Source organism: Nocardia stercoris (assembly GCF_003696265.1).
Classification (GTDB): domain Bacteria; phylum Actinomycetota; class Actinomycetes; order Mycobacteriales; family Mycobacteriaceae; genus Nocardia; species Nocardia stercoris.
The window spans coordinates 283,159-306,655 of the sequence record NZ_RFFH01000006.1 but is presented as its reverse complement, the minus strand read 5'-3'; the positions used below and the strand labels follow the sequence as shown (position 1 = coordinate 306,655).

Annotated in this window: 22 protein-coding genes and 1 pseudogene; 16 read left to right on the top strand and 7 right to left on the bottom strand. The window is 69.3% G+C overall.

Annotated features, from left to right (window positions below; all coding sequences use genetic code 11):
- Window position 1 precedes the first annotated feature (1 nt).
- Both solA and EBN03_RS16960 read left to right on the top strand, forming a co-directional pair.
- Entirely contained in the window at window positions 2-1,195 is a 1,194-nt protein-coding gene (gene solA, locus EBN03_RS16965; RefSeq protein ID WP_158675653.1) for an N-methyl-L-tryptophan oxidase, read from the top strand.
- Window positions 1,176-2,690, top strand: coding sequence for a DHA2 family efflux MFS transporter permease subunit (locus EBN03_RS16960; protein ID WP_122188992.1), 1,515 nt, complete (start codon window positions 1,176-1,178; stop codon window positions 2,688-2,690). Before solA ends, EBN03_RS16960 begins: the two co-directional genes overlap by 20 nt.
- Here the strand turns inward: EBN03_RS16960 and EBN03_RS16955 are convergent.
- The 5 genes from EBN03_RS16955 to EBN03_RS16935 form a co-directional block, all read right to left on the bottom strand.
- A complete protein-coding gene (locus EBN03_RS16955; RefSeq protein WP_122188991.1) occupies window positions 2,671-3,435 on the bottom strand; it encodes a PIG-L deacetylase family protein in 765 nt (254 codons plus the stop codon). The two genes, EBN03_RS16960 and EBN03_RS16955, sit on opposite strands and share 20 nt — an antisense overlap.
- Before the next feature lie 54 nt (window positions 3,436-3,489).
- Entirely contained in the window at window positions 3,490-3,999 is a 510-nt protein-coding gene (locus EBN03_RS16950) for a hypothetical protein (protein ID WP_147471615.1), read from the bottom strand.
- A 288-nt stretch (window positions 4,000-4,287) separates the two neighbouring features.
- The gene (dtd, locus tag EBN03_RS16945; protein ID WP_122188989.1) at window positions 4,288-4,752 is read right to left on the bottom strand and encodes a D-aminoacyl-tRNA deacylase; all 465 of its coding nucleotides are present in this window, start codon (window positions 4,750-4,752) and stop codon (window positions 4,288-4,290) included.
- 78 nt (window positions 4,753-4,830) lie between these two features.
- Window positions 4,831-5,415 (bottom strand): GNAT family N-acetyltransferase, encoded by a 585-nt coding sequence (locus EBN03_RS16940; protein WP_122188988.1) that lies wholly within the window; start codon window positions 5,413-5,415, stop codon window positions 4,831-4,833.
- A complete protein-coding gene (locus EBN03_RS16935) occupies window positions 5,412-6,251 on the bottom strand; it encodes a GntR family transcriptional regulator (RefSeq protein ID WP_122188987.1) in 840 nt (279 codons plus the stop codon). Before EBN03_RS16935 ends, EBN03_RS16940 begins: the two co-directional genes overlap by 4 nt.
- A gap of 102 nt (window positions 6,252-6,353) precedes the next feature.
- On the opposite strand from EBN03_RS16935, the gene EBN03_RS16930 reads away from it, so the two are divergent.
- The 3 genes from EBN03_RS16930 (at window position 6,354) to EBN03_RS16920 (ending at window position 11,035) form a co-directional block, all read left to right on the top strand.
- Entirely contained in the window at window positions 6,354-6,932 is a 579-nt protein-coding gene (locus EBN03_RS16930) for a DUF4254 domain-containing protein (protein ID WP_122188986.1), read from the top strand.
- A 75-nt stretch (window positions 6,933-7,007) separates the two neighbouring features.
- The gene (locus tag EBN03_RS16925; protein WP_122188985.1) at window positions 7,008-8,507 is read left to right on the top strand and encodes a 3' terminal RNA ribose 2'-O-methyltransferase Hen1; all 1,500 of its coding nucleotides are present in this window, start codon (window positions 7,008-7,010) and stop codon (window positions 8,505-8,507) included.
- Window positions 8,504-11,035 carry a polynucleotide kinase-phosphatase gene (locus EBN03_RS16920; RefSeq protein WP_122188984.1) on the top strand — a complete coding sequence of 844 codons (2,532 nt, stop codon included), beginning with the start codon at window positions 8,504-8,506 and terminating at the stop codon, window positions 11,033-11,035. Before EBN03_RS16925 ends, EBN03_RS16920 begins: the two co-directional genes overlap by 4 nt.
- A 338-nt stretch (window positions 11,036-11,373) precedes the next feature.
- Here EBN03_RS16920 and EBN03_RS16915 read toward each other — a convergent pair.
- Window positions 11,374-12,450: pseudogene (locus tag EBN03_RS16915) on the bottom strand (MinD/ParA family ATP-binding protein); the annotation flags it as partial.
- A 2,958-nt stretch (window positions 12,451-15,408) separates the two neighbouring features.
- On the opposite strand from EBN03_RS16915, the gene infA reads away from it, so the two are divergent.
- The 9 genes from infA to EBN03_RS16865 all read left to right on the top strand — a co-directional run bounded on the left by infA (window position 15,409) and on the right by EBN03_RS16865 (window position 21,545).
- Entirely contained in the window at window positions 15,409-15,630 is a 222-nt protein-coding gene (gene infA, locus EBN03_RS16905) for a translation initiation factor IF-1 (protein WP_040804562.1), read from the top strand.
- A 97-nt stretch (window positions 15,631-15,727) separates the two neighbouring features.
- The gene (gene rpmJ, locus EBN03_RS16900) at window positions 15,728-15,841 is read left to right on the top strand and encodes a 50S ribosomal protein L36 (RefSeq protein WP_040818798.1); all 114 of its coding nucleotides are present in this window, start codon (window positions 15,728-15,730) and stop codon (window positions 15,839-15,841) included.
- 189 nt (window positions 15,842-16,030) lie between these two features.
- Window positions 16,031-16,402: a 30S ribosomal protein S13 gene (rpsM, locus tag EBN03_RS16895; RefSeq protein WP_122188983.1), complete on the top strand. Its 372-nt coding sequence runs from the start codon at window positions 16,031-16,033 to the stop codon at window positions 16,400-16,402.
- Between the two features lie 9 nt (window positions 16,403-16,411).
- Window positions 16,412-16,825, top strand: coding sequence for a 30S ribosomal protein S11 (rpsK, locus tag EBN03_RS16890; RefSeq protein ID WP_122188982.1), 414 nt, complete (start codon window positions 16,412-16,414; stop codon window positions 16,823-16,825).
- A gap of 22 nt (window positions 16,826-16,847) precedes the next feature.
- Window positions 16,848-17,453 (top strand): 30S ribosomal protein S4, encoded by a 606-nt coding sequence (gene rpsD / locus EBN03_RS16885; RefSeq protein WP_122188981.1) that lies wholly within the window; start codon window positions 16,848-16,850, stop codon window positions 17,451-17,453.
- A 120-nt stretch (window positions 17,454-17,573) separates the two neighbouring features.
- A complete protein-coding gene (locus EBN03_RS16880) occupies window positions 17,574-18,632 on the top strand; it encodes a DNA-directed RNA polymerase subunit alpha (protein ID WP_122188980.1) in 1,059 nt (352 codons plus the stop codon).
- A 46-nt stretch (window positions 18,633-18,678) separates the two neighbouring features.
- Window positions 18,679-19,170 carry a 50S ribosomal protein L17 gene (gene rplQ / locus EBN03_RS16875; protein WP_122188979.1) on the top strand — a complete coding sequence of 164 codons (492 nt, stop codon included), beginning with the start codon at window positions 18,679-18,681 and terminating at the stop codon, window positions 19,168-19,170.
- A gap of 75 nt (window positions 19,171-19,245) precedes the next feature.
- Window positions 19,246-20,061, top strand: coding sequence for a tRNA pseudouridine(38-40) synthase TruA (gene truA, locus EBN03_RS16870; protein ID WP_122188978.1), 816 nt, complete (start codon window positions 19,246-19,248; stop codon window positions 20,059-20,061).
- Between the two features lie 644 nt (window positions 20,062-20,705).
- Window positions 20,706-21,545, top strand: coding sequence for an LLM class F420-dependent oxidoreductase (locus EBN03_RS16865; protein ID WP_122189101.1), 840 nt, complete (start codon window positions 20,706-20,708; stop codon window positions 21,543-21,545).
- 43 nt (window positions 21,546-21,588) lie between these two features.
- Here EBN03_RS16865 and EBN03_RS16860 read toward each other — a convergent pair whose 3' ends face one another.
- Window positions 21,589-22,590, bottom strand: a complete 1,002-nt coding sequence (locus tag EBN03_RS16860; RefSeq protein ID WP_199742811.1) for a LysR family transcriptional regulator — start codon at window positions 22,588-22,590, stop codon at window positions 21,589-21,591.
- A 50-nt stretch (window positions 22,591-22,640) separates the two neighbouring features.
- Between EBN03_RS16860 and EBN03_RS16855 the strand changes: the two genes are divergently transcribed.
- Window positions 22,641-23,174 (top strand): anthrone oxygenase family protein, encoded by a 534-nt coding sequence (locus EBN03_RS16855; protein ID WP_233608430.1) that lies wholly within the window; start codon window positions 22,641-22,643, stop codon window positions 23,172-23,174.
- Window positions 23,175-23,282: 108 nt separating this feature from the next.
- Entirely contained in the window at window positions 23,283-23,414 is a 132-nt protein-coding gene (locus EBN03_RS35550) for a hypothetical protein (protein WP_267899295.1), read from the top strand.
- Window positions 23,415-23,497 lie beyond the last annotated feature (83 nt).

Below are 23,497 nucleotides of genomic sequence, written 5' to 3'. Positions count from 1 at the left end.
CATGGGAACGACGGATCCGGATGTCGGGCCCACCTACGACGTCGTGGTCGTCGGACTGGGCATCATGGGCGCCTCGGCGCTCTACCACCTCGCCCGCACCGGGCTGAAGGTGCTCGGCGTCGAGGCACACGGCCCGCTGAACGTGCTGGGCTCCTCGCACGGCCAGTCCCGGATCTTCCGGCGCGCCTATTGGGAAGGCGAACAGTACCTTCCGCTGCTCGAGCGGTCCTACGCCGGCTGGATGGAGCTGGACGGCGCGACCCACGACACCATCGCGGTGCGGACCGGTGGCCTGTTCGTCGGTTCCCCCGACTCGAAACTGGTGCAGGGTTCGCGCGACACCGCGGTGCGCGGCGGAATCGACCACGAATACCTCGACGCCGGTGAGATCACGGCCCGGTTTCCGGCGTTCCGGGTCGCCGACGACGCGGTCGCGATCTACGAGCCGGACGCGTTGATGCTGTTCGCGGACCACGCGCGATTGAACTATCTGTCCCGGGCCGGTGCCGCCGGTGCCGAGATCGTCTACGGGCGCACGGTCCGTGCGCTGGAACCGGCGTCGGGTGGCGCGCTGACGGTTCGCGGGGCCGGCTGGGAAGTCGGTTGCGGCACTGTCGTTCTGGCTGTGGGCGGCTGGATCGGCCGCTTCCTGCCCGGCGAGATCGCGCCACTGGTCACGCCGATGCGGATCCCGGTCTACGAATTCGACGTGGCGGAATCGGTCGAGCGGGACCATCTTCCCGGGCGGTTCCCGGTATTCCTCTACGAGCACACCGACGGCGCGCTCGTCTACGGTCTGCCGAAGTGGCAGATGGTGGACGGCGGTCTGAAACTCGGCTTCCACAATCGCCAGCTGTCGCCGATGGACATCGACAGCGGCCGTCGCCCGCCCGCCGACGCGGAACGGCTCGAACTGTGGCAGACGATCCGGCCGCTGCTGCCGGGCGTGCGCAGTACCGGCCGCGGCACGTCCTGCGTCTACACCATGTCGCGGGACGAGAGTTTCCTCATCGGCCGGTCCCGGGAACTGCCCGGGGTCGTCTACGCGAGTGCCTGTTCGGGTCACGGGTTCAAGTTCGCGCCCGGCATCGGAGAGGTATTGGCCCAGCTGGCGACCGAAGGTCGTTCCACCGTGGACATTTCCGCGTTCGGACCGGAGAGGATGGCGTCCGCCGATGCAGTCCAACGGAATTGACGAGCCCGAAACCCTGCCCGGTCTGTCGGCGGACTACCGGCCCTGGCCGGCGCTGTGGGCGCTGGTGGCCGGGATCTTCATGATCCTGGTCGATTCCACCATCGTCTCGGTGGCCGCCGACACCATCTGGGTGGATCTGAAGACCGACCTGAACTCCGTCGTCTGGGTCACCAGCGGTTATCTGCTGGCCTATGTCGTGCCGCTGCTGCTGTCCGGGCGGCTCGGGGACATGTTCGGGCCGAAACGGCTGTATGTGGCGGGTCTGGTGGTGTTCACGGCCGCGTCGGCCTGGTGCGGTCTGTCCGGCACCGCGCAGATGCTGATCGCCGCTCGGGTGGTCCAGGGGCTGGGCGCGGCGCTGATGGCGCCGCAGACGATGGCGGTGATCACGCGGACCTTCCCGGCGGACAAGCGCGGCAAGGCCATGGCGCTGTGGGGTGCGGTCGGCGGCGTCGCGATTCTGGTCGGGCCGCTGGCGGGAGGTCTCCTGGTGGACAGCCTGGGCTGGCAGTGGGTGTTCTTCGTGAACGTGCCGTTCGGGCTGGCGGCCCTGGTCGCCGCCGTGCTGCTGGTGCCGGACCTGCCCACGCATCGGCACCGGATCGACTGGCCCGGCATCGTGTTGAGCGGGATCGGGTTGCTCGCAGTGGTTTTCGGTCTGCAGGAGGGACAGCGCTACGACTGGGGCCGGATCGGTGAACTCGGGATACTCCCGATCTCGGTGTGGGGGTTGATTATCGGCGGACTGGTCGTGCTGGCGCTGTTCGTCTGGTGGGAGTCGCGGATGGCGGATCCGTTGATGCCCCTGGGACTGTTCGGCGACCGCAACTTCGCGCTGTCCTGCCTGGCCGTCGCGGGTATGGGTTTCTCCCTCACCGGGATGGCCGTCCCGCTCATGCTGTTCGCGCAGAAATCATTGGGGCTGAGCCCGATTCGTTCGGCCATGCTGCTGATCCCGCTGGCCCTGTGCGCGGCTGGGCTGGCGCCGGTGGCCGGAAGCCTGATCGACAAGATGCATCCGCGCTATGTCACCGGATTCGGGTTCGCGGTCAACGCCGCGGCACTGTTCTGGCTCGGTAGCGCCGCCTCGCACCGGGATTCGGTGCTGGTGCTCTTGCTGCCCATCGCCCTCGTCGGCGCGGGTAACGCCTTCATCTGGGGCCCGCTGACGGCCACCGCCAACCGGGATCTGCCGCTGGGCCTCGCCGGAGGCGGCTCCGGGGTCTACAACGCGACCCGGCAGGTGGGCGGCGTGCTGGGTAGCGCCGCGGTCGGGGTGTTCATGCAGCACCAGGTCGAGCACCAGTTCCAGCGCTTCGCCGCGCAGCTCCCGGCCGGATCCGGTGCGGGAACCGGACAGTCGGCCGGGCCGCTGCCGGAATTCCTGCGCGGCCCGTTCGCCGAGGCCATGGGCAGCAGCCTGTTCCTGCCCGCCGCCGCCCTGGTGGCCGGCTTCGTGGTGGTGCAGTTCCTGGTCAGGCCGGGTCGTCGCTGACCGGCTCGATCACGATCCGCTTGAATCCCTCCGCGAACTCGCAGCCCAGGGTGCGCCCGTAGCCGCGCATGCGTTCGGTGACCCAGGCCACGTCCGCGCGCGGATCGGCGGACTCGCGGAACTGGCTGCGGTGTGCCAGGACCGCCTCCACCTTGCGTTCGGCCGTGTGGTCGACATCGATCAGCAGGTCGGTGTGCTCGTAGCCGGGCACCCACACCTCGGCGACCCGGTGGGTGGCGAAACCCTCGGTCAGCAGCTCCGGGAAGGCCCGCGGGTTGCGGGCGAACGGGAACACCGCGTTGAGGGTGGCTTCGCCGACGGCGAGATGATCCGGGTGCGACGCCCCGATCGGGAACTGCAGTGACCGCAGCGGATTGTGGGTGAGGACGAGATCGGGGCGGTAGCGGCGGATCTCGCGGGCCAGCGCCTTGCGCAGGTCCGGACCGTCGGTCAGTGCGCCGTCCGGGAAGCCGAGGAAGGACACCTCGGTGACGCCGAGAACCTTTGCCGCGTCTCGCTGTTCGGCGTAGCGGGTGGCGGTCAGATCCGCGGCCGGTTCCGCCGGGTCCTCTCCGCCCTGCGATCCGTCACTCACCACGAGGTAGGTGACGTCGGTGCCCTCGTCCACGAATCGGGCGACGGTGGCCCCGAAGCCGAACTCCGCATCGTCGGGATGCGCCGCGACCACCAGCACCCTGCCGAACCGGCGGGGAAACGGATGTGTGGCCCGGGATTCAGACGTCATGGGCGAAACATACACGGCCGGAACTCTTTCCGGAGTCGTCGGAACTCCGTTGTACTACACCGGATCCCGGGTGATCGAGAAGGTGGTGCATCCATCGGCCACCACGCTGCCGGAGATGCTCTGCGGCCGAGTTCCGTTCACTGCCGCGGACAGTCCGACCATCACCCATCCTGGCGGCCGCTGGATCCAGTGATCTCCGGTCAGGGAGAGTGTCTGCCCGGACAGCGTGCCTCGCATGGCGAACGAGCCGGCCGGCACAGCTGAATTGTCGGCGGTGGGGCCGAAGGTGAAGACGGCCTCGATATCCGCGGCGGCGTCCGAGGTGATGTCCAGCTCCAGGGCGGTCCGGCCCTGGCTGCAGGTGTAGGACCCGGTCCACTTGCCGGACAGGGCGACCGCACCGACCGAGGTCGAGGGACGCGCCGAGGTGGTGGAAGGCGCCGAAGATGTAGTGGTCGAGATAGCTCCTGTGTCAACAGGTTTCGACGAGAACCACCAGAGCGCTGCGGCGCCGGTAGCCGGAACCAACAGGACCACAGCGAGTATCGCGAGGACCGCCACCACGGGGAGCTTCCGGCGCGTGGTCGGAGGCGATGGCGGGAGCGGTGGAATCACCGTTCCCGCAGGGGAATAGCCGGGTCCGGCGAATCCACCTCGATAGGTCGGTGCCCCGGTGTGCTGATAGGCCGGTGCACTCGGCGTCTGATCCGACACCCCGAACGACTGCTGGTTCCACCAGTCGTCCACCGGCGGCGTCCCGCCGGGCTGTTGTTCCGTCACAAGCACCCCCAGGTCTCGGTCCCACCCTATCGGGCGCCGCAAGCCCTTACTCGGCACCGAGGTCCGCACGCCTCACGAGCGCGGCTCGGCCTCCGGTGATTCCAGCAGGACGGTGACCGGCCCGTCGTTCACCAGCCCGATCTGCATGTGCGCCCCGAACCGCCCGGTGGCGACTTCGGCGCCCAGCTCCCGCAGCCGGGCGGTGACCACGGCGACGAGCGGTTCGGCGGCCGCGCCCGGCGCGGCCGCGTTCCAAGAGGGGCGCCGGCCCTTCCGGGTGTCGGCGTACAGCGTGAACTGGCTGACCACCAGAATCGGTGCGGACAGCTCATCGGCGGATCGTTCGCCGTCGAGGATCCGCAGATGGAACAGCTTGTCCGCCAACAACTTCGCGGTCGCCTCGGTATCGCTGTGCGTGACGCCGACGAGCGCCAGCAGCCCGTGCGGCGCCCCGGTGGCAGCCGGGTCGATCCGCCCGACCACCTCCCCGTCGACGGTCACCTGTGCGGTCGTGACGCGCTGCACCAGGATTCGCATCGGCCCATCATCGCAGGCCGCCGCGTGCGGACGGAGCCCACCGGGGTGCGCCGACGGTGCCGAACCGTGCGCCGCGGCTCAGCGCGGCAGCCGTAGTTCCGACCGGCGCCACCTGGGCAGCTGCGGACCCTGATCGAAAAGCCATGCGTCGGAGCGGCGTTCGAACATGGCGCCGGACGGCCCGGAGACCTCCGGCCCGGCGAAGCGGGCGAGACGGAACCCGGCGCGGCGATAGTAGTCGTGCAGGCCACTGTTGGTGGTCCACGCGTCGAGCCGCACCCAGGTCCGGTGCCGGGCCCGGGCGATGGCGGCGGCGTGCGCGAGCAGTGCCGCGCCGACCCGGTTCCCGGCGAACCGCAGATCGACGATCATGAAGTGCACCACCACCGCGTCGGCGATCTCGCCCGGCGACCAGAGTCCCTCGTCGGCACGGTGATTCACCGTGATGGTGCCGGCCGGTTCGCCCTTCAGCTCGGCGATCCAGGTCTCGCCGTCGTCGATGGATCGTCCGACCGCGCGGGCGAACGATTCGATGGGCAGTCCGCGCCCCTCTCGGGTCCACTGGTCGGAACCACGGGCCGCCAGCCAATTCGTACGTTGCAGGCGCAGCCGGCAGATGAAGCCGACGTCGCTCGCATAGGCCGCGCGAATCGTCGTGCTCACGCCGACCCGGGTACCAGCGAGTGCCCGAACGAATGCGAATTGCCGGGCGGGGGTGCGGTGCCCAGGGTGCGGCGGATGACCTCGGTGCCGGCGCTGTCGCCCAATTCGTAGGCGAGCCGGTTGCGCGCGGCGACCGAGCGATGCCGGGTGACTCGGGTGATGCGTTCGCTGTTGGCGCCGATCCGCAGATGGTCCAGCAGCATGGTGCCGGCGGCGACGCCGAGGACCTCCGCCTCGTCGGACAGGGCGGGGCGGGAGACCACGGTGTCGCGATGGGCTGTCTCGGTATGGCCACGCTCGGCGAGTCGCCGGGTGGTGCCCTCCGGAATGTCGTGTGGCGAGTCGATTCCGGTGGCCTCGGCCAGATCCCGGGGATAGAAGCTGACCTCCCACGACCACGGTTCGTGATCGAGGTACTGCACAACGGTGCGCGACACCACCCAGGCGTCCTTCTCGATGCCCAGCCAGTGCGCGACCTCGGCGCTGGCGGGTTCCATGCGGGCGGAGAACTGCTTGTCGGGTTCGCGGCCCGCGGCGCGGGCGATCTCGGAGAAGATGTCGTGCGCCGACTTCGGCCGGTCGGGCCGGATGTGGTTGGTGACCACGGATTCCAGCACCTCCTGGCTTCGCACGATGGTCCCGCGGGACGTGGCTGTGTACAGCAGGTTTTCGGCCACCAGCACCTGGATCGCATTGCGTGCGGTGGTGATGGAGACCTGTCTCTGTGCCGCCAGCTCGTTGTGGCTGGGTAGCTTGTCGCCGGGTTTCCACCGGCCACTACGGATCTCCTCGCGGAGGAGGTCTGCGATCCGCTGGTACCTGGGACCGTCGGGCATCTCGCTCCTCGGTTGTGTCTTCAAGGAACCAAGGAACTTGATGTTACCTGTTGGTTTGGTGGTCATGTGACGCTTGACACACGCGTTCAGAGGTTTATTGTAATGAACGTCCTGACCGAGGGTTGTAGCTATGAACGGCGAGGCAACGTGGCGGGTTCGGAGACTTATCAGACAGTGGTGGTGTCGTTACCCAGCGCGCCCCCGGTCGCGACGACGGTGCAATCCCTGACCGCGGGGTTGCTTCCGAGTTCCGACCTACTGTTGCGCGCGTGCCGGGGGCACCGGGTCATCGGAGGCCCGCTGCTGTGGTTCGCCCGTGATCTCGCGGTGCTGCACGAGCGCCGGCTGATCGGCCGCGGCGGCGGCCTGCCGGAGCAGAACCCGGCTGTCATCGTCGAGATCGAGCGCCGCCGTACCGAATTGGTGATGGCGGTCGACGACTGGATCATCCGCACGGTCCCACAGCACCGCCTCGGCGCCACCCTGCACACCGAGACCATCGGCTCGGTGATCGACCGGCTGGCCGGCGCCGCCGTGTGCGCCCACCACTCGCTGATGACCATGGACGCGAACGACGATGTCCTGCACGGTGCTTGGCACCATCTGGCCGAATTGGCCGACGGCTACGACGATCTCGTCCGCGACGTGCTGGCCGGACGCCGCCGCCTCCCCGCCTGGTGATTCCGGCCCTGCCGTAGCTCGACTCCCCGGCGGCGCGACGGGAAAATCGCTGGACTCGGTTGGGATGATCAGCGGGTGCTGTTGACCATCACCACCACTCGTGCACCGGCGACCGATCTGGGATTCCTGCTGGTGAAGCATCCCGACCGGGTGCAATCGTTCTCGACCACCGGTGGCACGGCGCACGTCTTCTATCCGCAGGCCACCGCCGAACGATGCACGGCCGCACTGCTGTTGGAGGTGGACCCGGTCGAGCTGGCGCGACCGGCCAAGGGGCAGTTCGGCTTCGCGCTCGGGCGCTACGTCAACGACCGGCCCTATGTCGCGTCCAGCCTGCTGGCGGTGGCGTTGGGCAAGGTGTTCCGGTCGGCGCTCAACGGCAGCAGCCGGGACCGGACCGACCTGGCGCAGACCGCGATCCCGCTGGAGATCGAACTGCCCGCCGTACCGTGCCGAGGCGGGGCGAGCATCGCCGAACGGCTGTTCACGCCGCTGGGCTGGGCCGTCGAAGCCACCGCGGTGCCCCTGGATCCGCAGTTCCCCGACTGGGGCGATTCCCCGTACGTGGGGTTGCGGCTCACCGGCACACTGCGATTGGCCGACGCCCTCAATCACCTCTACGTGCTGTTGCCGGTGCTCGACGACGCCAAGCACTACTGGGTGTCCGCCGACGAGGTCGACAAGTTGTTGCGTTCCGGCGCGGGCTGGCTCGGCGCGCACCCGGACCGGGAGCTGATCACCCACCGGTATCTGGCCGGGCGCCGTTCGCTGGCCCAGACCGCACTCGAACGCCTGCGCGCCGTGGACGAACCGGAGCCCGACGCCGACGAGGTGCCGGGCGATGCCGCCGAACGGATCGAGGCGGCCGAGAAGCGCAAGCCGCTGGTCAAGCACCGTAAGGAAGCGGTCCTGGCCGCATTGGCCGAGTCGGGCGCCGCCCGGGTACTCGACCTGGGTTGCGGTTCCGGTGCGCTGCTGAAGGAGCTGATGGCCGACCAGCGCTACACCGCCATCGTGGGCGCGGACGTGTCGAGCGTGAGCCTGGCGATCGCGGAGCGGCGCTTGAAGTTCGGGCGCCTACCCGACCGGCAGCGCGCCCGCGTCTCACTCGTCCAGTCCGCGCTGACCTACCACGACGACCGCCTGCGCGGCTACGACGCGGCGGTACTCATGGAGGTGATCGAACATCTCGACGAGCCGCGGCTACCGGCCCTGGAACGAGCCGTGTTCGGTCACGCCGCACCCGGCGCGGTAATCGTGACCACCCCGAACGTCGAATACAACGTGCGCTACGGAACTCTCGACGGACACCGGCACGACGACCACCGATTCGAGTGGACCCGAGCGGAATTCGCCGCGTGGGCCGCGCGAGTCGGCGAAAAGTTCGGCTACACCGTGGAACTCCGCCCGGTCGGCGACCTTGACCCCGAGCTCGGCGCACCCACCCAACTCGCCTTCTTCCGCAAGGCCCACGCCGCCCCCGGGCCCGAACGCGAAGACGCCGTGAACTCGGCGCCTGCGCCGGTCCGACGCTCCGCTACCGCCTCGGGGCCCGACTATGAAGGCGCAGAATGAACCTCGACATCCCTGAGCTGTCTCTCGTTGCGCTGGTGGGCATCTCCGGCTCCGGCAAGTCCACGTTCGCGCGCGAGCACTTCCGGCCCACCGAGGTGCTGTCCTCGGACTTCTTCCGCGGCTTGGTATCCGACGACGAGAACGACCAGTCCGCAACCGCGGATGCCTTCGACGCCCTGCACCACGTCGCCGGACTGCGGCTGCGCGCCGGGCGCCGGGTCGTGGTGGATGCCACCAACGTGCAGAAGCACGCCCGCGCCGAGTTGGTGAAGCTGGCGCGCGCTCACGACGTGCTGCCGGTCGCCATCGTCATCGATACACCGGAATCGGTTGCCTGGGAACGGACTCAGGCCCGCCCCGACCGCGACTACCCGCGCCGGGTGCTGCAGCGGCAGAGTCAGGACCTGCGCCGGTCGCTGCGCGACCTGGGCCGCGAGGGCTTCCGGAAGGTGCACATCCTCACCGATACCGCGGACGTCACCATCAGCTACGAACGAGCCTGGAACGACCGGCGTGAACTCACCGGGCCGTTCGACATCGTCGGCGACGTGCACGGCTGCCGCGCCGAATTGGAGACGCTGCTCACCGAACTCGGCTGGCGGCTGGTCCGCGACGACGCGGGCCGGCCCGTCGACGCCACGCACCCGGAGGGGCGGCAGGCGGTCTTCGTGGGCGACCTCGTCGACCGCGGACCCGACTCGCCGGGCGTGCTGCGCCTGGTGATGGGGATGACGGCGAGCGGTAACGCGCTGTGTGTGCCCGGCAATCACGAACAGAAGCTGCTGCGAAAGCTGCGGGGCCGCAAGGTCACCGTGTCGCACGGGCTCGCCGAGACCCTGGCGCAGCTGGAGCACGAGACCCCCGAGTTCGTCGCGGCCGCCGCAGAATGGATCGACAAGCTGGTCAGCCACCTGCGCTTGGACGGCGGCCGTCTGGTCGTCGCACACGCCGGACTGAAGGAGCAGTACCACGGGCGCGCCTCCGGCCGGGTTCGCGACTTCTGTCTGTACGGCGAATCGACCGGGGAGACAGATGAATTCGGGCTGCCGGTGCGCTACCCGTGGGCGCGCGACTACCGCGGGGACGCGATGGTCGTGTACGGGCACGTGCCCACCGCCAAGGTCGAGTGGGTCAACAACACCGTCTGCCTCGACACCGGCGCGGTCTTCGGTGGTGAGCTGACCGCACTGCGCTACCCGGAGAAGACCTGCGTCTCGGTGCCGGCCGAACGGATGCACTACCAGCCGGTGAAACCACTCGCCGAGCCGGAACCCGTGCGTGACGACGAGACACTCGACCTCGGGGAGGTCACCGGCCGCCGGCACCTGCGCACCGGCTACGGCACGGTACTCGTCGAAGCCGAGAACGCCGCTGCCGCACTGGAAGTGATGAGCCGATTCGCGATCGACCCGCGGCTGCTGTTGTGGCTGCCGCCGACGATGTCGCCGCCGTCCACGTCGGCCCGCGACGGCTACCTCGAATACCCCACCGAGGCGTTCGCCGACTACCGCGCGGCGGGTGTCGACACGGTGGTGTGCGAGGAGAAGCACATGGGTTCGCGTGCGGTGGTGCTGGTCTGCCGGGACGAGGCGGCCGCCGCGGCACGCTTCGGCGTACCCGGTGTGTCCGGTGCGATCTACACCCGCACCGGGCGGTCCTTCTTCACCGACCCGGCGCTGACCGAGGCGCTGCTCGCGCGGGTCCGGGTCGCGGCCGCGCCGCTGTTCGACGAGCTGTCGGGCGATTGGCTGCTGCTCGACTGTGAGTTGCTGCCCTGGTCGGCGAAGGCGGCCGGGCTGATCCGGTCGCAGTACGCGGCGGTGGGTGCGGCCGCGGGTGCCGCGCTGCCCGCGGCGGTCGCGGCACTCGACGCCGCGCTCGCGCGTGGTCTGGACACCGACGTGGTGGGTGAGCTTCGCTCGCGGACCGCGGCGCGGACCGCGCAGGCCGCCGACTTCGTCACCGCCTACCGCCGGTACTGCTGGCCGACAACAGGTCTCGACGGGCTGCAGCTCGCGCCTTTCATGGTCCTGGCCTCCGAGGGCGCCACCCACGCCGCCCGCGACCACGGCTGGCACCTCGCGGCCTGTGATCGGCTGGTGGATGCCGACCCGGTCACGTTCCGCCACACCGGCCGCCGGATCGTCGATCTCGCCGATCCGGCGGCGGAAGCCGCGGCCACCGACTGGTGGGCCGAGTTGACCGCGGCCGGTGGCGAGGGCATGGTGATCAAGCCGTACGCGGGCCTGTCGCACCGTGCCGCAGGCAAACTCGTCCAGCCCGGCATCAAATGCCGTGGGCGCGAATACCTCCGGATCATCTACGGCCCGGACTACACCGCGCCCGAACACCTGGAGCGCCTGCGCGACCGCGGCCTGCACCGCAAACGTACCCTCGCGTTGCGTGAGCACGGCCTGGGTCTGGCCGCCCTCGACGCGGTGGCGGCGGGCGAACCCCTGTGGCGCATCCACGAACTCGTGTTCGCGGTCCTCGCCCTGGAGTCCGAACCCACCGACCCTCGCCTGTGAGAACGATCGCCGACCGACCTGCCGCAGCTCGTGCTCGTCAGCTGCGCGGCAGGAAGGTTTCGTCGATCGAGGCGCGGTAGTCGGGCAGTGCGGTGTCCTCCTTGTCGATCGAGCCCTGACCCTTCGCCCAATTCGCCAGTGCGGTCAGCTTTTCCGGCAGCTCCGGCTGCAGCGTGAGGGTGTAGTCGAATTCGGTGATCTGCCCGGCGCGCCGTTCGCGCTCCGTCTCGACGCCGGAGAGACCTGCGGCTGCGCGATCGGGACGTCAGCCGGATAAGGCCGTCAGCCGGGGCCCCGCTGCGCCGGTCGGTGGGCTGGGGCGCAGCGGGCCGACCGAATCAGCGCATGCCGTAGTGGATGTCGCGGCCGAAGTCGTCGGCCACCGTGGCGGCCAGCTCCACGAAGGCGCGCTTGGTGGGTTTGGCCAAGCGCGCCAGATCGATCTCGGCGCCCTCGGAAAGGTGGGCGTCGTAGGGGATGACATGGACCGCGCGGCAGCGGGACAGGAAGTACTCACGCAGGCTCTGCAGGGCCACATTCGGGGAGCCGGGGCGCGGCAGATTGATCACCACGACCGCGTTGCGCACCAGGTGGTCGTGGCCGTGCAGTGAGAGCCAGTCCAGAGTCGCGGCGGCGCTGCGGGCGCCGTCGATGGCCGAGGACGAGATCGCGACCAGCGAATGGGACAGGTCCAGCACACCCGACATCGCCGAATGCATCAGTCCGGTACCGCAATCGGTGAGGATGATGTTGTAGAACTTCTGCAGCGTCCGGGCCACCTCGCGGTACTCGTCGGCGCTGAACGACTCCGAGGCGGCCGGATCCCGTTCACTGGCCAGCACTTCCAGCCGGCTCGTGGCCTGCGAGGTATGCCGGCGGACATCGGAGTATGCGTTGATGTGCTGGTCCAGCAACAGGTCTCGCACCGTGGACCGGGTCTGTAGCGGCACCCGCTGGGACAGGGTGCCGAAGTCGGGGTTCGCGTCGACCGCGATCACCCGGTCGCCACGGATGGAGGCGAACGTGGAACCCAGGCCCATGGTGGTGGTGGTCTTGCCGACGCCACCCTTGAGCGACAGCACCGCGATCCGGTAGTCGCCGCGCACCGGCTGCCGGATCCGCGCCACCAGCTCCTGCAGGCGCCGTTCCTCCGCGGACATGCCGAGATTGACGGTGCCGCCGGAGGCGTGGTGCACGGCCTTGCGCCAGCCCGACCCGACGGGCTTGGCGGCCCGCCGGACCGGAATGTCGTCCAGCGAGGGCTGCTGCGGCGGCCCGGGCACGAACGCCTGCCGCCCGTCCGGGCCCTGCACCCACTGTCCGCCCCGCGGTGCACCCCGATCGGCCGGGGCTTGCGGATTCGACTGCGGCGCAGGTGAATTCGGCGCAGGCGCGGAGTCTGGGGCGTAACCGCCTCCGGAACGCCCCGCCCCGAACCGGTCACCGGCCTGCGAATCAGACTGCGGCGCAGTCGATCCCGGCCCGAAACCCGGTCCGTACTGCACGCCGCCGACCGGCTGGACGCCGCCCGCCGCGAACCGACCGCGGTCCGCGCCCGTGGCCGCGGGCCGCAGCGGAGCCGGCCCGCCCGGCATACCCGCACCGCCCGGCAGCCCTTCGATCAGCCCGCGGTCGTGCTCGGCCACCTGCGGCCCAGCGGCATCGGTCGACATCCGAACCGCCGGGCTCGGCGCCGGCCCGACCACCGGACCCGACCCGGTCCGCGGCGCCGGGTGCTGCGCCCGCACGGGCTCCGGTGTCCAGCTGATCCGAGTGGTCTGCGCGAGATCGTCCCCAGCGGTCTCGACCGGAGATCGTGCGGCGAGGCCGCCGGAAGCTGCTGCGGCGGAACCGATTCCGGTCGCCGACGCACCGCTGGAACCTCCCGAACCGGCGCCGTGCACCCGCCCGCCGGATGCCTCGGTCGGCGGTGGAGATGTGAAACGCGAAGCAGCGGAATCGGATCCGGTCACCGGTTTCGGTACCACCGCGTGTGCGCCGGAGTGCGCCGGTGGTGGCTGGGTAGCCGCCCCCGTGGTCACGGGGATTCCACCGGCGCTCGGCTGCTGTCCCGCGGCGGGATCAGCCACCGGCGGCAGCCTATCGGGCGCGAACCCCGGCGGGGACGCGAAAGATGCTGCAGCGGAATCGGGTCCGGTTGCCGTGCTCGGTGCGGCGGTCTGTGCCGGGGGTGTCTGCGGGACCGGGGTGCCGGTCAGCGGCCCGCCGGTACTCGGCGACCGCCCCGCGAAAGGATTGGCCGGAAGCAGCCCATCGGGCGGAGATGAGGGCGCGAAAGGTGCTGCAGTGGAATCGGGTCCGGTTGCCGTGCTCGGTGCGGCGGTCTGAGCCGGAGGTGTCTGCGCGACCGGGGTGCCGGTCAGCGGTCCGGCGGTACTCGGCGACCGCTGTGCCAAAGGTGCTGCAGTGGAATCGGGTCCGGTTGCCGTGCTCGGTGCGGCGGTCTGAGCCGGAGGTGTCTGCGGGACCGGGGTGCTGGTCAGCGGCCCGCCGGTACTCGGCGACCGCCCCGCGAACGGATCGACCGGAGGCAACCGGTCGGGTGTGCCGTCTTGTGCTGGCCCGGCGGTGAAAGCGGCTGCGGTGGAGTCGGTTTCGGACGCCTGGTTCCCTCCGGTCGGGTGCGAACCGGACTGGACCTGTGGGGCCGGACCGGTCGCCGGGGTCGGCGGCAGCCGGTCGGGGACGGCCTGCGGCGGCTGCGACGTGGGTGTTTGTGCGGCGGTGCCGAATTCGGCCGCCGGGACGTCGCCGGTCGCGGGGCCGGTAGCAGGCGTCGGTGGCAGCCGGTCCGGTGCGATGCGCGCCGGCTGGGCCGGGGGCGCCTGGTCGGTGGGGGTCGGCGGCAGCCGGTCGGGTGCGGTCGGGATGGGTCGCGCGACGGGAGCGGAATCGATTCCGGTGGACGTCGGTGCGGCCGGGTGGGGCGGCGTCTGGGTGGCTGGTGCTTGGTCGAGCGGTTGCGCCGCGAACGGCGCCGGGTGGCCTTGGTGGGCGTCGAATCCGGTGGATGTCGGGGCCGCAACCGAGGCGTGCGGGCCGGTGTGTGGCCGCGGCGTCTGCGTGGCCGGGCTGGGCGGCAGCCGATCGGGTGCCTGTTGTGCGGGGACGGCCGGTTGGGCGGTCTGCGACGGTGCGAAGTCCGGGCCCGGGGCGGACGAATCGGGCCGCTCGGACGGCGCGGAGGATTGGAAAGGTGTCGGGCGGTCAGCCTGCTGCACGGGCGACTGCCAGGGGGCGGGCTGTTCGGTCGCTTGGGTGGTGGCCTGCCAAGAGGCGGGCTGTCCGGTCGCTTGGGTGGTGGCCTGCCAAGAGGCGGGCTGTCCGGTCGCTTGTGTAGCGGCCTGCCAAGGGGCGGGCTGTCCGGTCGCCTGTGCGGGGGCTTGGAACGGCGCCGGCTGCTCGGCCTGTGTGGGGGTCTGGAATGGCGCTGGCTGCTCGGCCGGTGTGGGGGTCTGGAATGGCGCTGGCTGCTCGGCCGGTGTGGGGGTCTGGAATGGCGCTGGCTGCTCGGCCTGTGTGGGGGTCTGGAATGGCGCTGGCTGCTCGGCCGGTGCGGGGGTCTGGAACGGCGCAGGCTGCTCGGCCGGTGCGGGAGTTCGGAACGGCGCTGGCTGCTCGGGCTGCGGTCCTGGGGCCTGAGTGGGTGGGGAGGCCCAGCCGCCGGTTGCCGGAGCGGCGTGCTGACTGTCAGGTGACGAAATGTCCGCCGGTCCGGCGTAGCCCGACATCGGCTGGGGTGCGGCACCCCACTGCGGTTCCGGCTGCGGGTCCCATTCGGAGCGGGCGGGCGGCTCGGGGGCCGAGCGCGGGGGTGCGACGGCGGCGTTGTTGTCCGCGGGCGCCCGGTCCTTCTTGTTCTTACGGCCGAACAGGCCGCGCTTGGGGCTGTCGGGAATGAGGTCCTTGTGCGGCAGGTTCTGTACCGGGCTGGCCACGTAGCCCACGCCGGTAACCTCTTCGTCGGCCAGCCAGGGTGGCAGCATCGGGAGACCGTCGTCGTTACTCACGGCCGAGCCTCACAGCAATCCCCACCTCTGTACAACAATGTCGCGGACCTTCCGCAGTTTACGTGAGCGCCCTCACCGTCGACCTGTCAGTGCGGTGCCGGCCGGGCGCGACCCGCGCCCCTGTGCACGACTGTGGACAACCGGCCGGACCCGCGCGCCGACCGCTCGGTGGGGTGTATTTGGCCATTCCGAGGGCGGCCGGTAAACTTGGTCGGCGGTGCACCTACCCGCGGTCGGTTCATGTCCGCATGCGTCCTCGTAGGCAGTGTGTCACCGGGTCGGCGAACGTGCACGACGAGCTGCAACCAGTCGGGTTTCAGCCTTTACGGGATCGCGGAGGATATGGCGAAGAAGGAAGGGGCCATCGAGGTCGAGGGCCGGGTCATCGAGCCGTTGCCCAACGCGATGTTCCGAATCGAGCTGGAAAACGGTCACAAGGTGCTCGCGCACATCAGCGGCAAGATGCGGCAGCACTACATCCGTATCCTGCCCGAGGACCGGGTGGTCGTGGAGCTCTCTCCGTACGACTTGACCCGCGGTCGGATCGTCTACCGCTACAAGTGATCGCTCCGGCGATCACCCCCTGATCTTCCCCGGTCGACACCGGCCGGGGAAAAGTTGTGTTCACGCCCTGTGAGCACTGACGACACAAAGGATCGACGTGAAGGTCAACCCGAGCGTCAAGAAGATCTGCGAGAAGTGCAAGGTGATCCGCCGCAACGGTCGGGTCATGGTGATCTGCGACAACCTGCGTCACAAGCAGCGTCAGGGTTAATTCCCAGCAGCACCGGCCAAGCACGAACGCAGTTCGGACTGGCTGAACAAAGAAGACCTCCCAGCGCCAGCTGTACACCGGCGAGCCCCTCAGGGGGCGGATGTACAGCTCACCCCCGGTACGGAGGCCGGGGCCTCATTCGCGAGGACGGACAGGGAGCAGACCTCCGCACAATGAAGGAAGCCACACATGGCACGTCTGATGGGCGTCGACCTCCCGCGCGAAAAGCGCATGGAGATCGCATTGACCTACATCTTCGGGATCGGGCGCACTCGCGCCGCCGAGATCCTCGCCGCGACCGGCGTCAGCCCGGACCTGCGGTCGAAGGACCTCTCCGACGACGACGTCACCCGGTTGCGCGACTACATCGAACAGTCGGACATGAAGGTCGAGGGTGACCTGCGCCGCGAGGTGCAGGCCGACATCCGCCGCAAGATCGAGATCGGCTGCTACCAGGGTATCCGCCACCGTCGCCACCTGCCGGTGCGCGGCCAGCGGACCAAGACCAATGCGCGTACGCGCAAGGGTCCGAAGAAGACCGTCGCCGGCAAGAAGAAGTAGGGATAACCAATGCCTCCGAAGACTCGGGCGTCTGGCCCGAAGAAGACCCAGAAGTCGCGTCGCCGGGACAAGAAGAACGTTCCGCACGGCCACGCGCACATCAAGAGCACGTTCAACAACACGATCGTGTCCATCACCGACCCGTCGGGCAACGTCATCTCCTGGGCGTCGTCGGGCCACGTCGGTTTCAAGGGCTCGCGTAAGTCCACCCCGTTCGCCGCGCAGCTCGCTGCCGAGAACGCTGCCCGCAAGGCGCAGGAGCACGGCGTCAAGAAGGTCGACGTGTTCGTGAAGGGCCCGGGTTCGGGCCGTGAGACCGCGATCCGTTCGCTCCAGGCCGCCGGCCTGGAGGTTGGCACGATCTCCGACGTCACCCCGCAGCCGCACAACGGTTGCCGTCCGCCCAAGCGGCGTCGCGTCTAAGCGGGAAGGAAAGGTTTAGAAAATGGCCCGTTATACCGGACCCATCACCCGCAAGTCGCGTCGTCTGCGCGTCGACCTCGTCGGCGGAGACCAGGCGTTCGAGCGTCGCCCCTACCCGCCGGGCCAGCACGGCCGCGCGCGGGTCAAGGAGAGCGAGTACCTGCTCCAGCTGCAGGAGAAGCAGAAGGCCCGCTTCACCTACGGCATTCTCGAGCGTCAGTTCGCGAAGTACTACAAGGAAGCCCACCGGCAGAAGGGCAAGACCGGCGACAACCTGCTGCGTCTGCTCGAGTCGCGGCTGGACAACGTCGTGTACCGCGCGGGCCTCGCGCGGACTCGTCGTCAGGCCCGCCAGCTGGTCACCCACGGCCACTTCCTGGTGAACAACCAGAAGGTGAACGTCCCCAGCTTCCAGGTTTCCCAGTACGACATCATCGATGTCAAGGAGAAGTCGCTGCCGACGCTGCCGTTCCAGGTGGCGCGCGAGACCATCGGTGACCGCCCGAACGTGGGCTGGCTGCAGGTCGTCCCGAACCGGCTCCGCATCCTGGTGCACCAGCTCCCCGAGCGTGCGCAGATCGATGTGCCGCTGAACGAGCAGCTGATCGTCGAGTACTACTCGAAGTAATGCTTGCGATCCCGGGCGGGTGTTGCCCGCCCGGGGCCGCTGTCCCCGAGTCGCTCAGTGCGACAAGGGAATTCCAATCGGGCATCAAATAGTGGGTGCCCCTGAAGGAGGAGATCCTCAATGCTGATTTCCCAGCGTCCCACGCTGACCGAAGAGGTTCTGGCCGAGAACCGCTCGAAGTTCACCATCGAGCCGCTCGAGCCGGGTTTCGGTTACACCCTGGGTAACTCGCTGCGTCGTACCCTGCTGTCCTCGATCCCGGGGGCCGCGGTTACCAGCATCCGCATCGACGGTGTGCTGCACGAGTTCACCACGGTCCCGGGCGTGAAGGAAGATGTCACCGACATCATCCTGAACCTCAAGGGCCTGGTCGTGTCCTCGGAAGAGGACGAGCCGGTCACCATGTACATGCGCAAGAACGGCCCCGGCGCCGTGATCGCGGGCGACATCGTGCCTCCGGCCGGTGTCGCGGTCCACAACCCGGACATGCACATCGCGACCCTGAACGACAAGGGCAAGCTGGAGATCGAGCTCGTGGTCGAGCGCGGTCGTGGTTACGTCCCGGCGGTGCAGAACAAGGCCTCGGGTGCGGAGATCGGCCGGATCCCGGTGGATTCCATCTACTCCCCGGTGCTGAAGGTGACCTACAAGGTCGAGGCCACCCGTGTCGAGCAGCGCACCGACTTCGACCGGCTCATCCTGGACGTCGAGACCAAGAACTCGATCTCCCCGCGGGATGCGCTGGCGTCGGCCGGTAAGACCCTGGTCGAGCTGTTCGGCCTGGCGCGCGAGCTGAACGTGGAGGCTGAGGGTATCGAGATCGGGCCCAGCCCGGCCGAGGCGGACCACATCGCCTCGTTCGCGCTGCCGATCGAGGACCTGGACCTCACCGTGCGGTCGTACAACTGCCTCAAGCGTGAAGGCGTGCACACCGTCGGCGAGCTGGTCGCCCGCACCGAGTCGGATCTGCTGGACATCCGGAACTTCGGCCAGAAGTCCATCGACGAGGTCAAGGTCAAGCTGCACTCGCTGGGCCTCTCGCTCAAGGACTCGCCGGCCTCCTTCGATCCGTCGAGCGTGGTCGGTTACGACTCCGCCACCGGCACCTGGAGCGACAGCGGCGCTTTCAGCGACACCGAACACGGCGAGCAGGACTACGCCGAGACCGAACAGCTTTAGGCCTCGGGGGCGCCGCCCCTGGAGCCTTCCTTAAAGGAGAAAACCAATGCCCAAGCCCAAGAAGGGTGCCCGCTTCGGCGGGTCGGCGTCGCACCAGAAGGCGATCTACGCCAACCTGGCGACGGCGCTCTTCGAGCACGGTCGGATCACGACCACCGAGGCCAAGGCCAAGGCGCTGCGTCCCTACGCCGAGAAGCTCATCACCAAGGGCAAGGCCGGCACGCTGGCCGACCGTCGCGAGGTGATGAAGGTGATCCGCAACAAGGACGTCGTGCACGCCCTGTTCGCGGAGATCGGTCCCTCGTTCGAGGGCCGTGAGGGTGGGTACACCCGCATCGTCAAGACCCTGCCCCGCAAGGGTGACAACGCGCCGATGGCGGTCATCGAGCTGGTTCGCGAGAAGACCGCGACCAACGAGGCCGACCGCGCTCGCCGGGTTGCCGCCGCTCAGGCCAAGGCCGCCGAGGCGGACAAGGCTGCCGAGGAGACCGCCGCCGAGGCGCCGGCCGACGAGGTCGTCGAGGACGCCGCCGAGTAATTCGGCACAGTGATCGCCTCCGGAGGCCACCTTCGTTTCGAAGGTGGCCTCCGGTCGTTCTCCCGAGAGGAATCGATGATGCGGCTGCGGCTCGAGATTGCTTACGACGGAACCGATTTCATCGGGTGGGCGCGCCAGCCCGGGCTGCGGACCGTGCAGGGGGAACTGGAGGACGCGCTGAGCCGGATGCTGCGCGAGCCTGTGCAGTTGACCGTGGCGGGGCGTACCGACGCGGGGGTGCACGCTGGGGGACAGGTCGCGCACTTCGATACCGCGGCCGAGATCGACTGCGACAAGCTGGTGCACCGGCTGGCCCGGTTCCTGCCGAAGGATGTGCGGGTCAAGGAGATTCGCGTTGCCCCGAGCGAGTTCGACGCGCGCTTCTCGGCGATCCGGCGGCACTACGAGTACACATTGACCACGTCCCGGTACGGGGCGGAGCCGTTGCAGGCGCGGCACGTGGTGCCGTGCCGGGCGGTGGATATCGAGGCGATGCGGGCCGGGTCGCGAAAGCTGTTGGGGCTGCACGACTTCGCGGCGTTCTGCCGGCGGCGCGAGGGTGCGACGACGGTTCGGGAGTTGCAGCGCTACGACTGGGAGCGGCGCGGGGAGCTGCTGATCGCACATGTCAGCGCGGACGCGTTCTGCTGGTCGATGGTGCGCAGTCTGGTCGGGGCGGCGCTGGCGGTGGGTGAGGGGCGCCGGACGCCGGACTGGATGGGCGGGCTGCTGGATCAGCGCAGCCGGTCCAGTGAGATCACCGTGGCGCCGGCGCACGGGCTGTCGCTGATGTCGGTGGACTATCCGCCGGACGCGGAGCTGGCGCTGCGGAACGCGCAGACCCGGGAGATGCGCACGGTGCCGTCGCCCGACGGTTGCTGTGGCGGCTGACGGGGGCGTGCGGGCGGCAATCCGGACCGGCCAAAATGTGAAACGTTGGTTTTCATTTTGGGGCTCGCGGACCTGCCGTTGACGCTACAGTGGGGACCTCTGTACCCAAGATCTACCAGGAGTTTCCCGTGCCCTCTACCCAGTCCGCCACCGCCGCCCTGCAGCTGGCCCAGGCGCCGTTCGCTCTGATGCAGACGGTCATCTCCTTCAGCGCCGCGGTCATCAACCCCCACCACTGACGGACCGCCCGGCCGGGTGCGCTGCTTGCCCAGCGCGCCCGGCCGGGATCGCCGCCCGCGCTCACGGTCGGCCGGCGAAGGGGGGATTCGCGTACACCGAGAAATTTGCCTGACTCTGGTACTTTGCCCGATGTTCGGCGGGCGTATCGGCCCGCCCAGGTGAGGAGATTGTCATGGACGTAATTCTCGGACTGGCCGCCGCGGCGCTGCTGGCCGGCGGTTCGGCCGTCGGTATCGGGCTCGTCGGGCTCGAGAACACCCTGCCGGACGGACAGACGCTCGGCAGCAACTGATTCCGTCGCAAACTGATTCCGTCGCAGCGGGACCGTTCGTGACCGAACGGTTTCGCTGACGGCGATCCGGCCGGGCGGAATAGCCCGTCGGACGGTGTGGTTCGGTACCGGTATGACAGATACCGATCTCGGTAAGTTCGGATTGTGGACCGGCTGGGCCGCTTTCGGACCGGCACAAGCGCGCGACCTGGAGACGCTCGGATACGGCTCGGTGTGGCTGGGTGGTTCGCCGCCCGCCGAACTGCCGACCGTGGCGGAACTGCTCGCGGCCACCGAAACGCTGCGGGTGGGGACCAGTGTGGTCAATATCTGGGCCTCCCCCGCGAAGCGGGTCGCCGAGTCGTACCACGCACTCGAGGCCCGGTTCCCGGGCCGGTTCCTGCTGGGAGTCGGTGCGGGCCACCGGGAACACACCAGCACCTATCGCAAACCCTACGACGCCCTGGTCGAATACCTCGACGAGCTCGACGAGGCCGGTGTTCCGCGGGAACGCCGCGCGCTGGCCGCGCTCGGACCGCGCGTACTGCGGCTGGCGGGGGAGCGGACGGCCGGCGCACTGCCGTATCTGACCACCCCGGAACACACTCGGCAGGCCCGCGCGATCCTCGGCCCCGACGCCCTGCTCATTCCGGAACAGAAGATCGTCCTGGACACCGATCCGGTGCGTGCCCGCCGGACCGCCCGGCCGCGCGTCGAGTTCTATCTACAGCTCACCAATTACACGGCCAGTCTGCGCCGGCTCGGGTTCACCGACGAGGAACTGGCGTTCCCCGGCACCGATGCCGCCATCGACCGCCTGGTCCGGCACGGTGATGCGGATCAGGTCGCCGACGCCCTGTACGAGCACCTCGCAGCGGGCGCGAACGAGGTCGCCGTCCAGGTCGCCGACGCTGATCCGATCGCCGCACTGCGCGCCCTGGCGCCCGCGCTGGCGGCCCGGACGCACGCCTGAGAGCTGCGCAGCGGCATCGGGATGGCCTGCCGCGCAACCATTGTCATCCGAGCGGAGGGGTGTCCAGGCGGGTCGGCTGGGGCGCCGGTTCTCGAGTAGTCGCGATCCGCAGCGCGACCTCTTCGAAGGCCCGGACGCGGGCGGTCTCGCGCGAGGCTCGCCACACGAAACCCCATTCCACCGGTGGCGCGTCGTGGAACGGCACGAAGCGCACGTCGGGCCGGCGGTAGTAGCGGACCGCTTGGCCGCCGACCACGAAACCGCCGGCGCCCGCGGCGATCAGGGTCAGGATCTCCTGGAAGGTGTGGGCGATCGGGCCGTGTGACACCACCCGGCCCGCGGGTGTGCGCGACGGAGTCCGTTCGGCGCGGATGGATTCGGGTACCGACGTGGGGAGGCGGAGCAGCGGGATATCGGTCAGATCCTCCACCGACAACGAGTCCCGCTGTGCCAGTGGATGACCGGACGGCACGGCGAGCAGGCGGGGTTCGCTGATCAGGGTGCGGCCGGTCACCAGGTCCGGCTCCGTCACCGGCCGCCCGACCAGGGCCATGTCGACCGCCTCGCTGCGCCAGCTGTCCACACCGTCGGCGATCTGCACCTCCCGGATCGTCACCACCGTCTCCGGGTGCTCGTCGGAGAAGGCCTCTGCCGCAGCGGTGATCAGCGCTCCGGACGCCGCGCCCACGAACCCGATCCGCAAGGTGCCCGCGAAACCGCGGCCGGCGGCGATCGCGCGGTCGGTGGCGCCACGGATCTGCCGCAAAGCCGGCTGCAGATCCGCCGCCAACTGCCGGCCGATCGGGGTCAGCGCCACCTGGCGACTCGTCCGTTCGAACAGTGCCGCGCCGAAGCGCCGCTCCAATGCCTTGATCGTCTGGCTGACCCGCCCGGCCGACATGTGCAGCGTGGCGGCGGCCCGGCCGAAGTGCAGTTCGTCGGCGACCGCGAGGAAGGCCTCCATCTCGTAGCGTTCCACCGGCCTCCGATCGTTGAGCGCGGCAACAGGATCGTTGCCGGAATTGTGCTTGTTCTTCGCTCGCACCCTATCGATGCTCGAATTCGGACATATGTCCATAGGAGAGAGGTGTGGCAATGATGCACAATGCCGAGCAGATCGGTGCCGCCGCGAGTCCCGGATTCCTGCCGGCGCTGCGCACGTTCTCGCTGCTCGCCGCGACACTGACCGCCGGCTTGATGGCAGGTCTGTTCGCCGCGTTCGCCTACGCGGTAATGCCCGCGCTGGCCCGCAGCAACGACGCGGTGTACGTCGAGGTGATGCGCAATATCAATGTGGTGATCGTGAATCCGCTGTTCATGACGCTGTTCATGGGTGGCGTGGGTGTGGGACTGGCCGCGGTGATCACCACCTGGCGGGCACCGGATCCGGCCGCGCGCTGGTGGGCGCTGGCGGGGTTCGCCGCCTACCTGGTCATGTTCATGATCACGGTCGCCGCCAATGTGCCGCTCAACGACCAGCTCGCCGCTGATCCGGGCCAGGACCCGGCCGCCGCGCGGGCCGCGTTCGAGAACTCGTGGGTGGCCTGGAATATCGCGCGCGCGGTGGTCGCGACCGGTTCGCTGGTGGCTTTCGGTGCGGCGCTGTTGTACGCCCGCCCGTCGAAGTGAGCCGCGCAGGCTGAGAATTCGGTTCGGTTTCGAACCGAAGGGATTGTGTTTCGGTTCCTCGACGGTACGCTTGCTCGAGCTCGATCAGCACTAATCAAAGGAATCTGCATGGACACGCTGTCTGCCGGGATCATGGCCAACCTTCCCTTCCCGCTCGCTCTGGCGTCGGTCGTTCCCAACGGCCTCGTCGTTCTCGCGGCGGGCGGTTCCGGCATCCCGACCGGTTCCTGGGAGTCCTGATCACGGCACCCCAGTGCGGATACGGCGGGGGGGGCCCCGCCCGGGGGGCGGCCCCCCCGGGGTGTAGGAGGGGGGGCCCCCGG

Coding starts and splice junctions, on each gene's coding strand:
- solA (WP_158675653.1), top strand. CDS start 2: ATGGGAACGACGGATCCGGATGTCGGGCCCACCTACGACGTCGTGGTC.
- EBN03_RS16960 (WP_122188992.1), top strand. CDS start 1,176: ATGCAGTCCAACGGAATTGACGAGCCCGAAACCCTGCCCGGTCTGTCG.
- EBN03_RS16955 (WP_122188991.1), bottom strand. CDS start 3,435: ATGACGTCTGAATCCCGGGCCACACATCCGTTTCCCCGCCGGTTCGGC.
- dtd (WP_122188989.1), bottom strand. CDS start 4,752: ATGCGAATCCTGGTGCAGCGCGTCACGACCGCACAGGTGACCGTCGAC.
- EBN03_RS16935 (WP_122188987.1), bottom strand. CDS start 6,251: ATGCCCGACGGTCCCAGGTACCAGCGGATCGCAGACCTCCTCCGCGAG.
- EBN03_RS16930 (WP_122188986.1), top strand. CDS start 6,354: ATGAACGTCCTGACCGAGGGTTGTAGCTATGAACGGCGAGGCAACGTG.
- EBN03_RS16920 (WP_122188984.1), top strand. CDS start 8,504: ATGAACCTCGACATCCCTGAGCTGTCTCTCGTTGCGCTGGTGGGCATC.
- infA (WP_040804562.1), top strand. CDS start 15,409: ATGGCGAAGAAGGAAGGGGCCATCGAGGTCGAGGGCCGGGTCATCGAG.
- rpsM (WP_122188983.1), top strand. CDS start 16,031: ATGGCACGTCTGATGGGCGTCGACCTCCCGCGCGAAAAGCGCATGGAG.
- rpsK (WP_122188982.1), top strand. CDS start 16,412: ATGCCTCCGAAGACTCGGGCGTCTGGCCCGAAGAAGACCCAGAAGTCG.
- rpsD (WP_122188981.1), top strand. CDS start 16,848: ATGGCCCGTTATACCGGACCCATCACCCGCAAGTCGCGTCGTCTGCGC.
- EBN03_RS16880 (WP_122188980.1), top strand. CDS start 17,574: ATGCTGATTTCCCAGCGTCCCACGCTGACCGAAGAGGTTCTGGCCGAG.
- rplQ (WP_122188979.1), top strand. CDS start 18,679: ATGCCCAAGCCCAAGAAGGGTGCCCGCTTCGGCGGGTCGGCGTCGCAC.
- truA (WP_122188978.1), top strand. CDS start 19,246: ATGATGCGGCTGCGGCTCGAGATTGCTTACGACGGAACCGATTTCATC.
- EBN03_RS16865 (WP_122189101.1), top strand. CDS start 20,706: ATGACAGATACCGATCTCGGTAAGTTCGGATTGTGGACCGGCTGGGCC.
- EBN03_RS16855 (WP_233608430.1), top strand. CDS start 22,641: ATGATGCACAATGCCGAGCAGATCGGTGCCGCCGCGAGTCCCGGATTC.
- EBN03_RS35550 (WP_267899295.1), top strand. CDS start 23,283: ATGGACACGCTGTCTGCCGGGATCATGGCCAACCTTCCCTTCCCGCTC.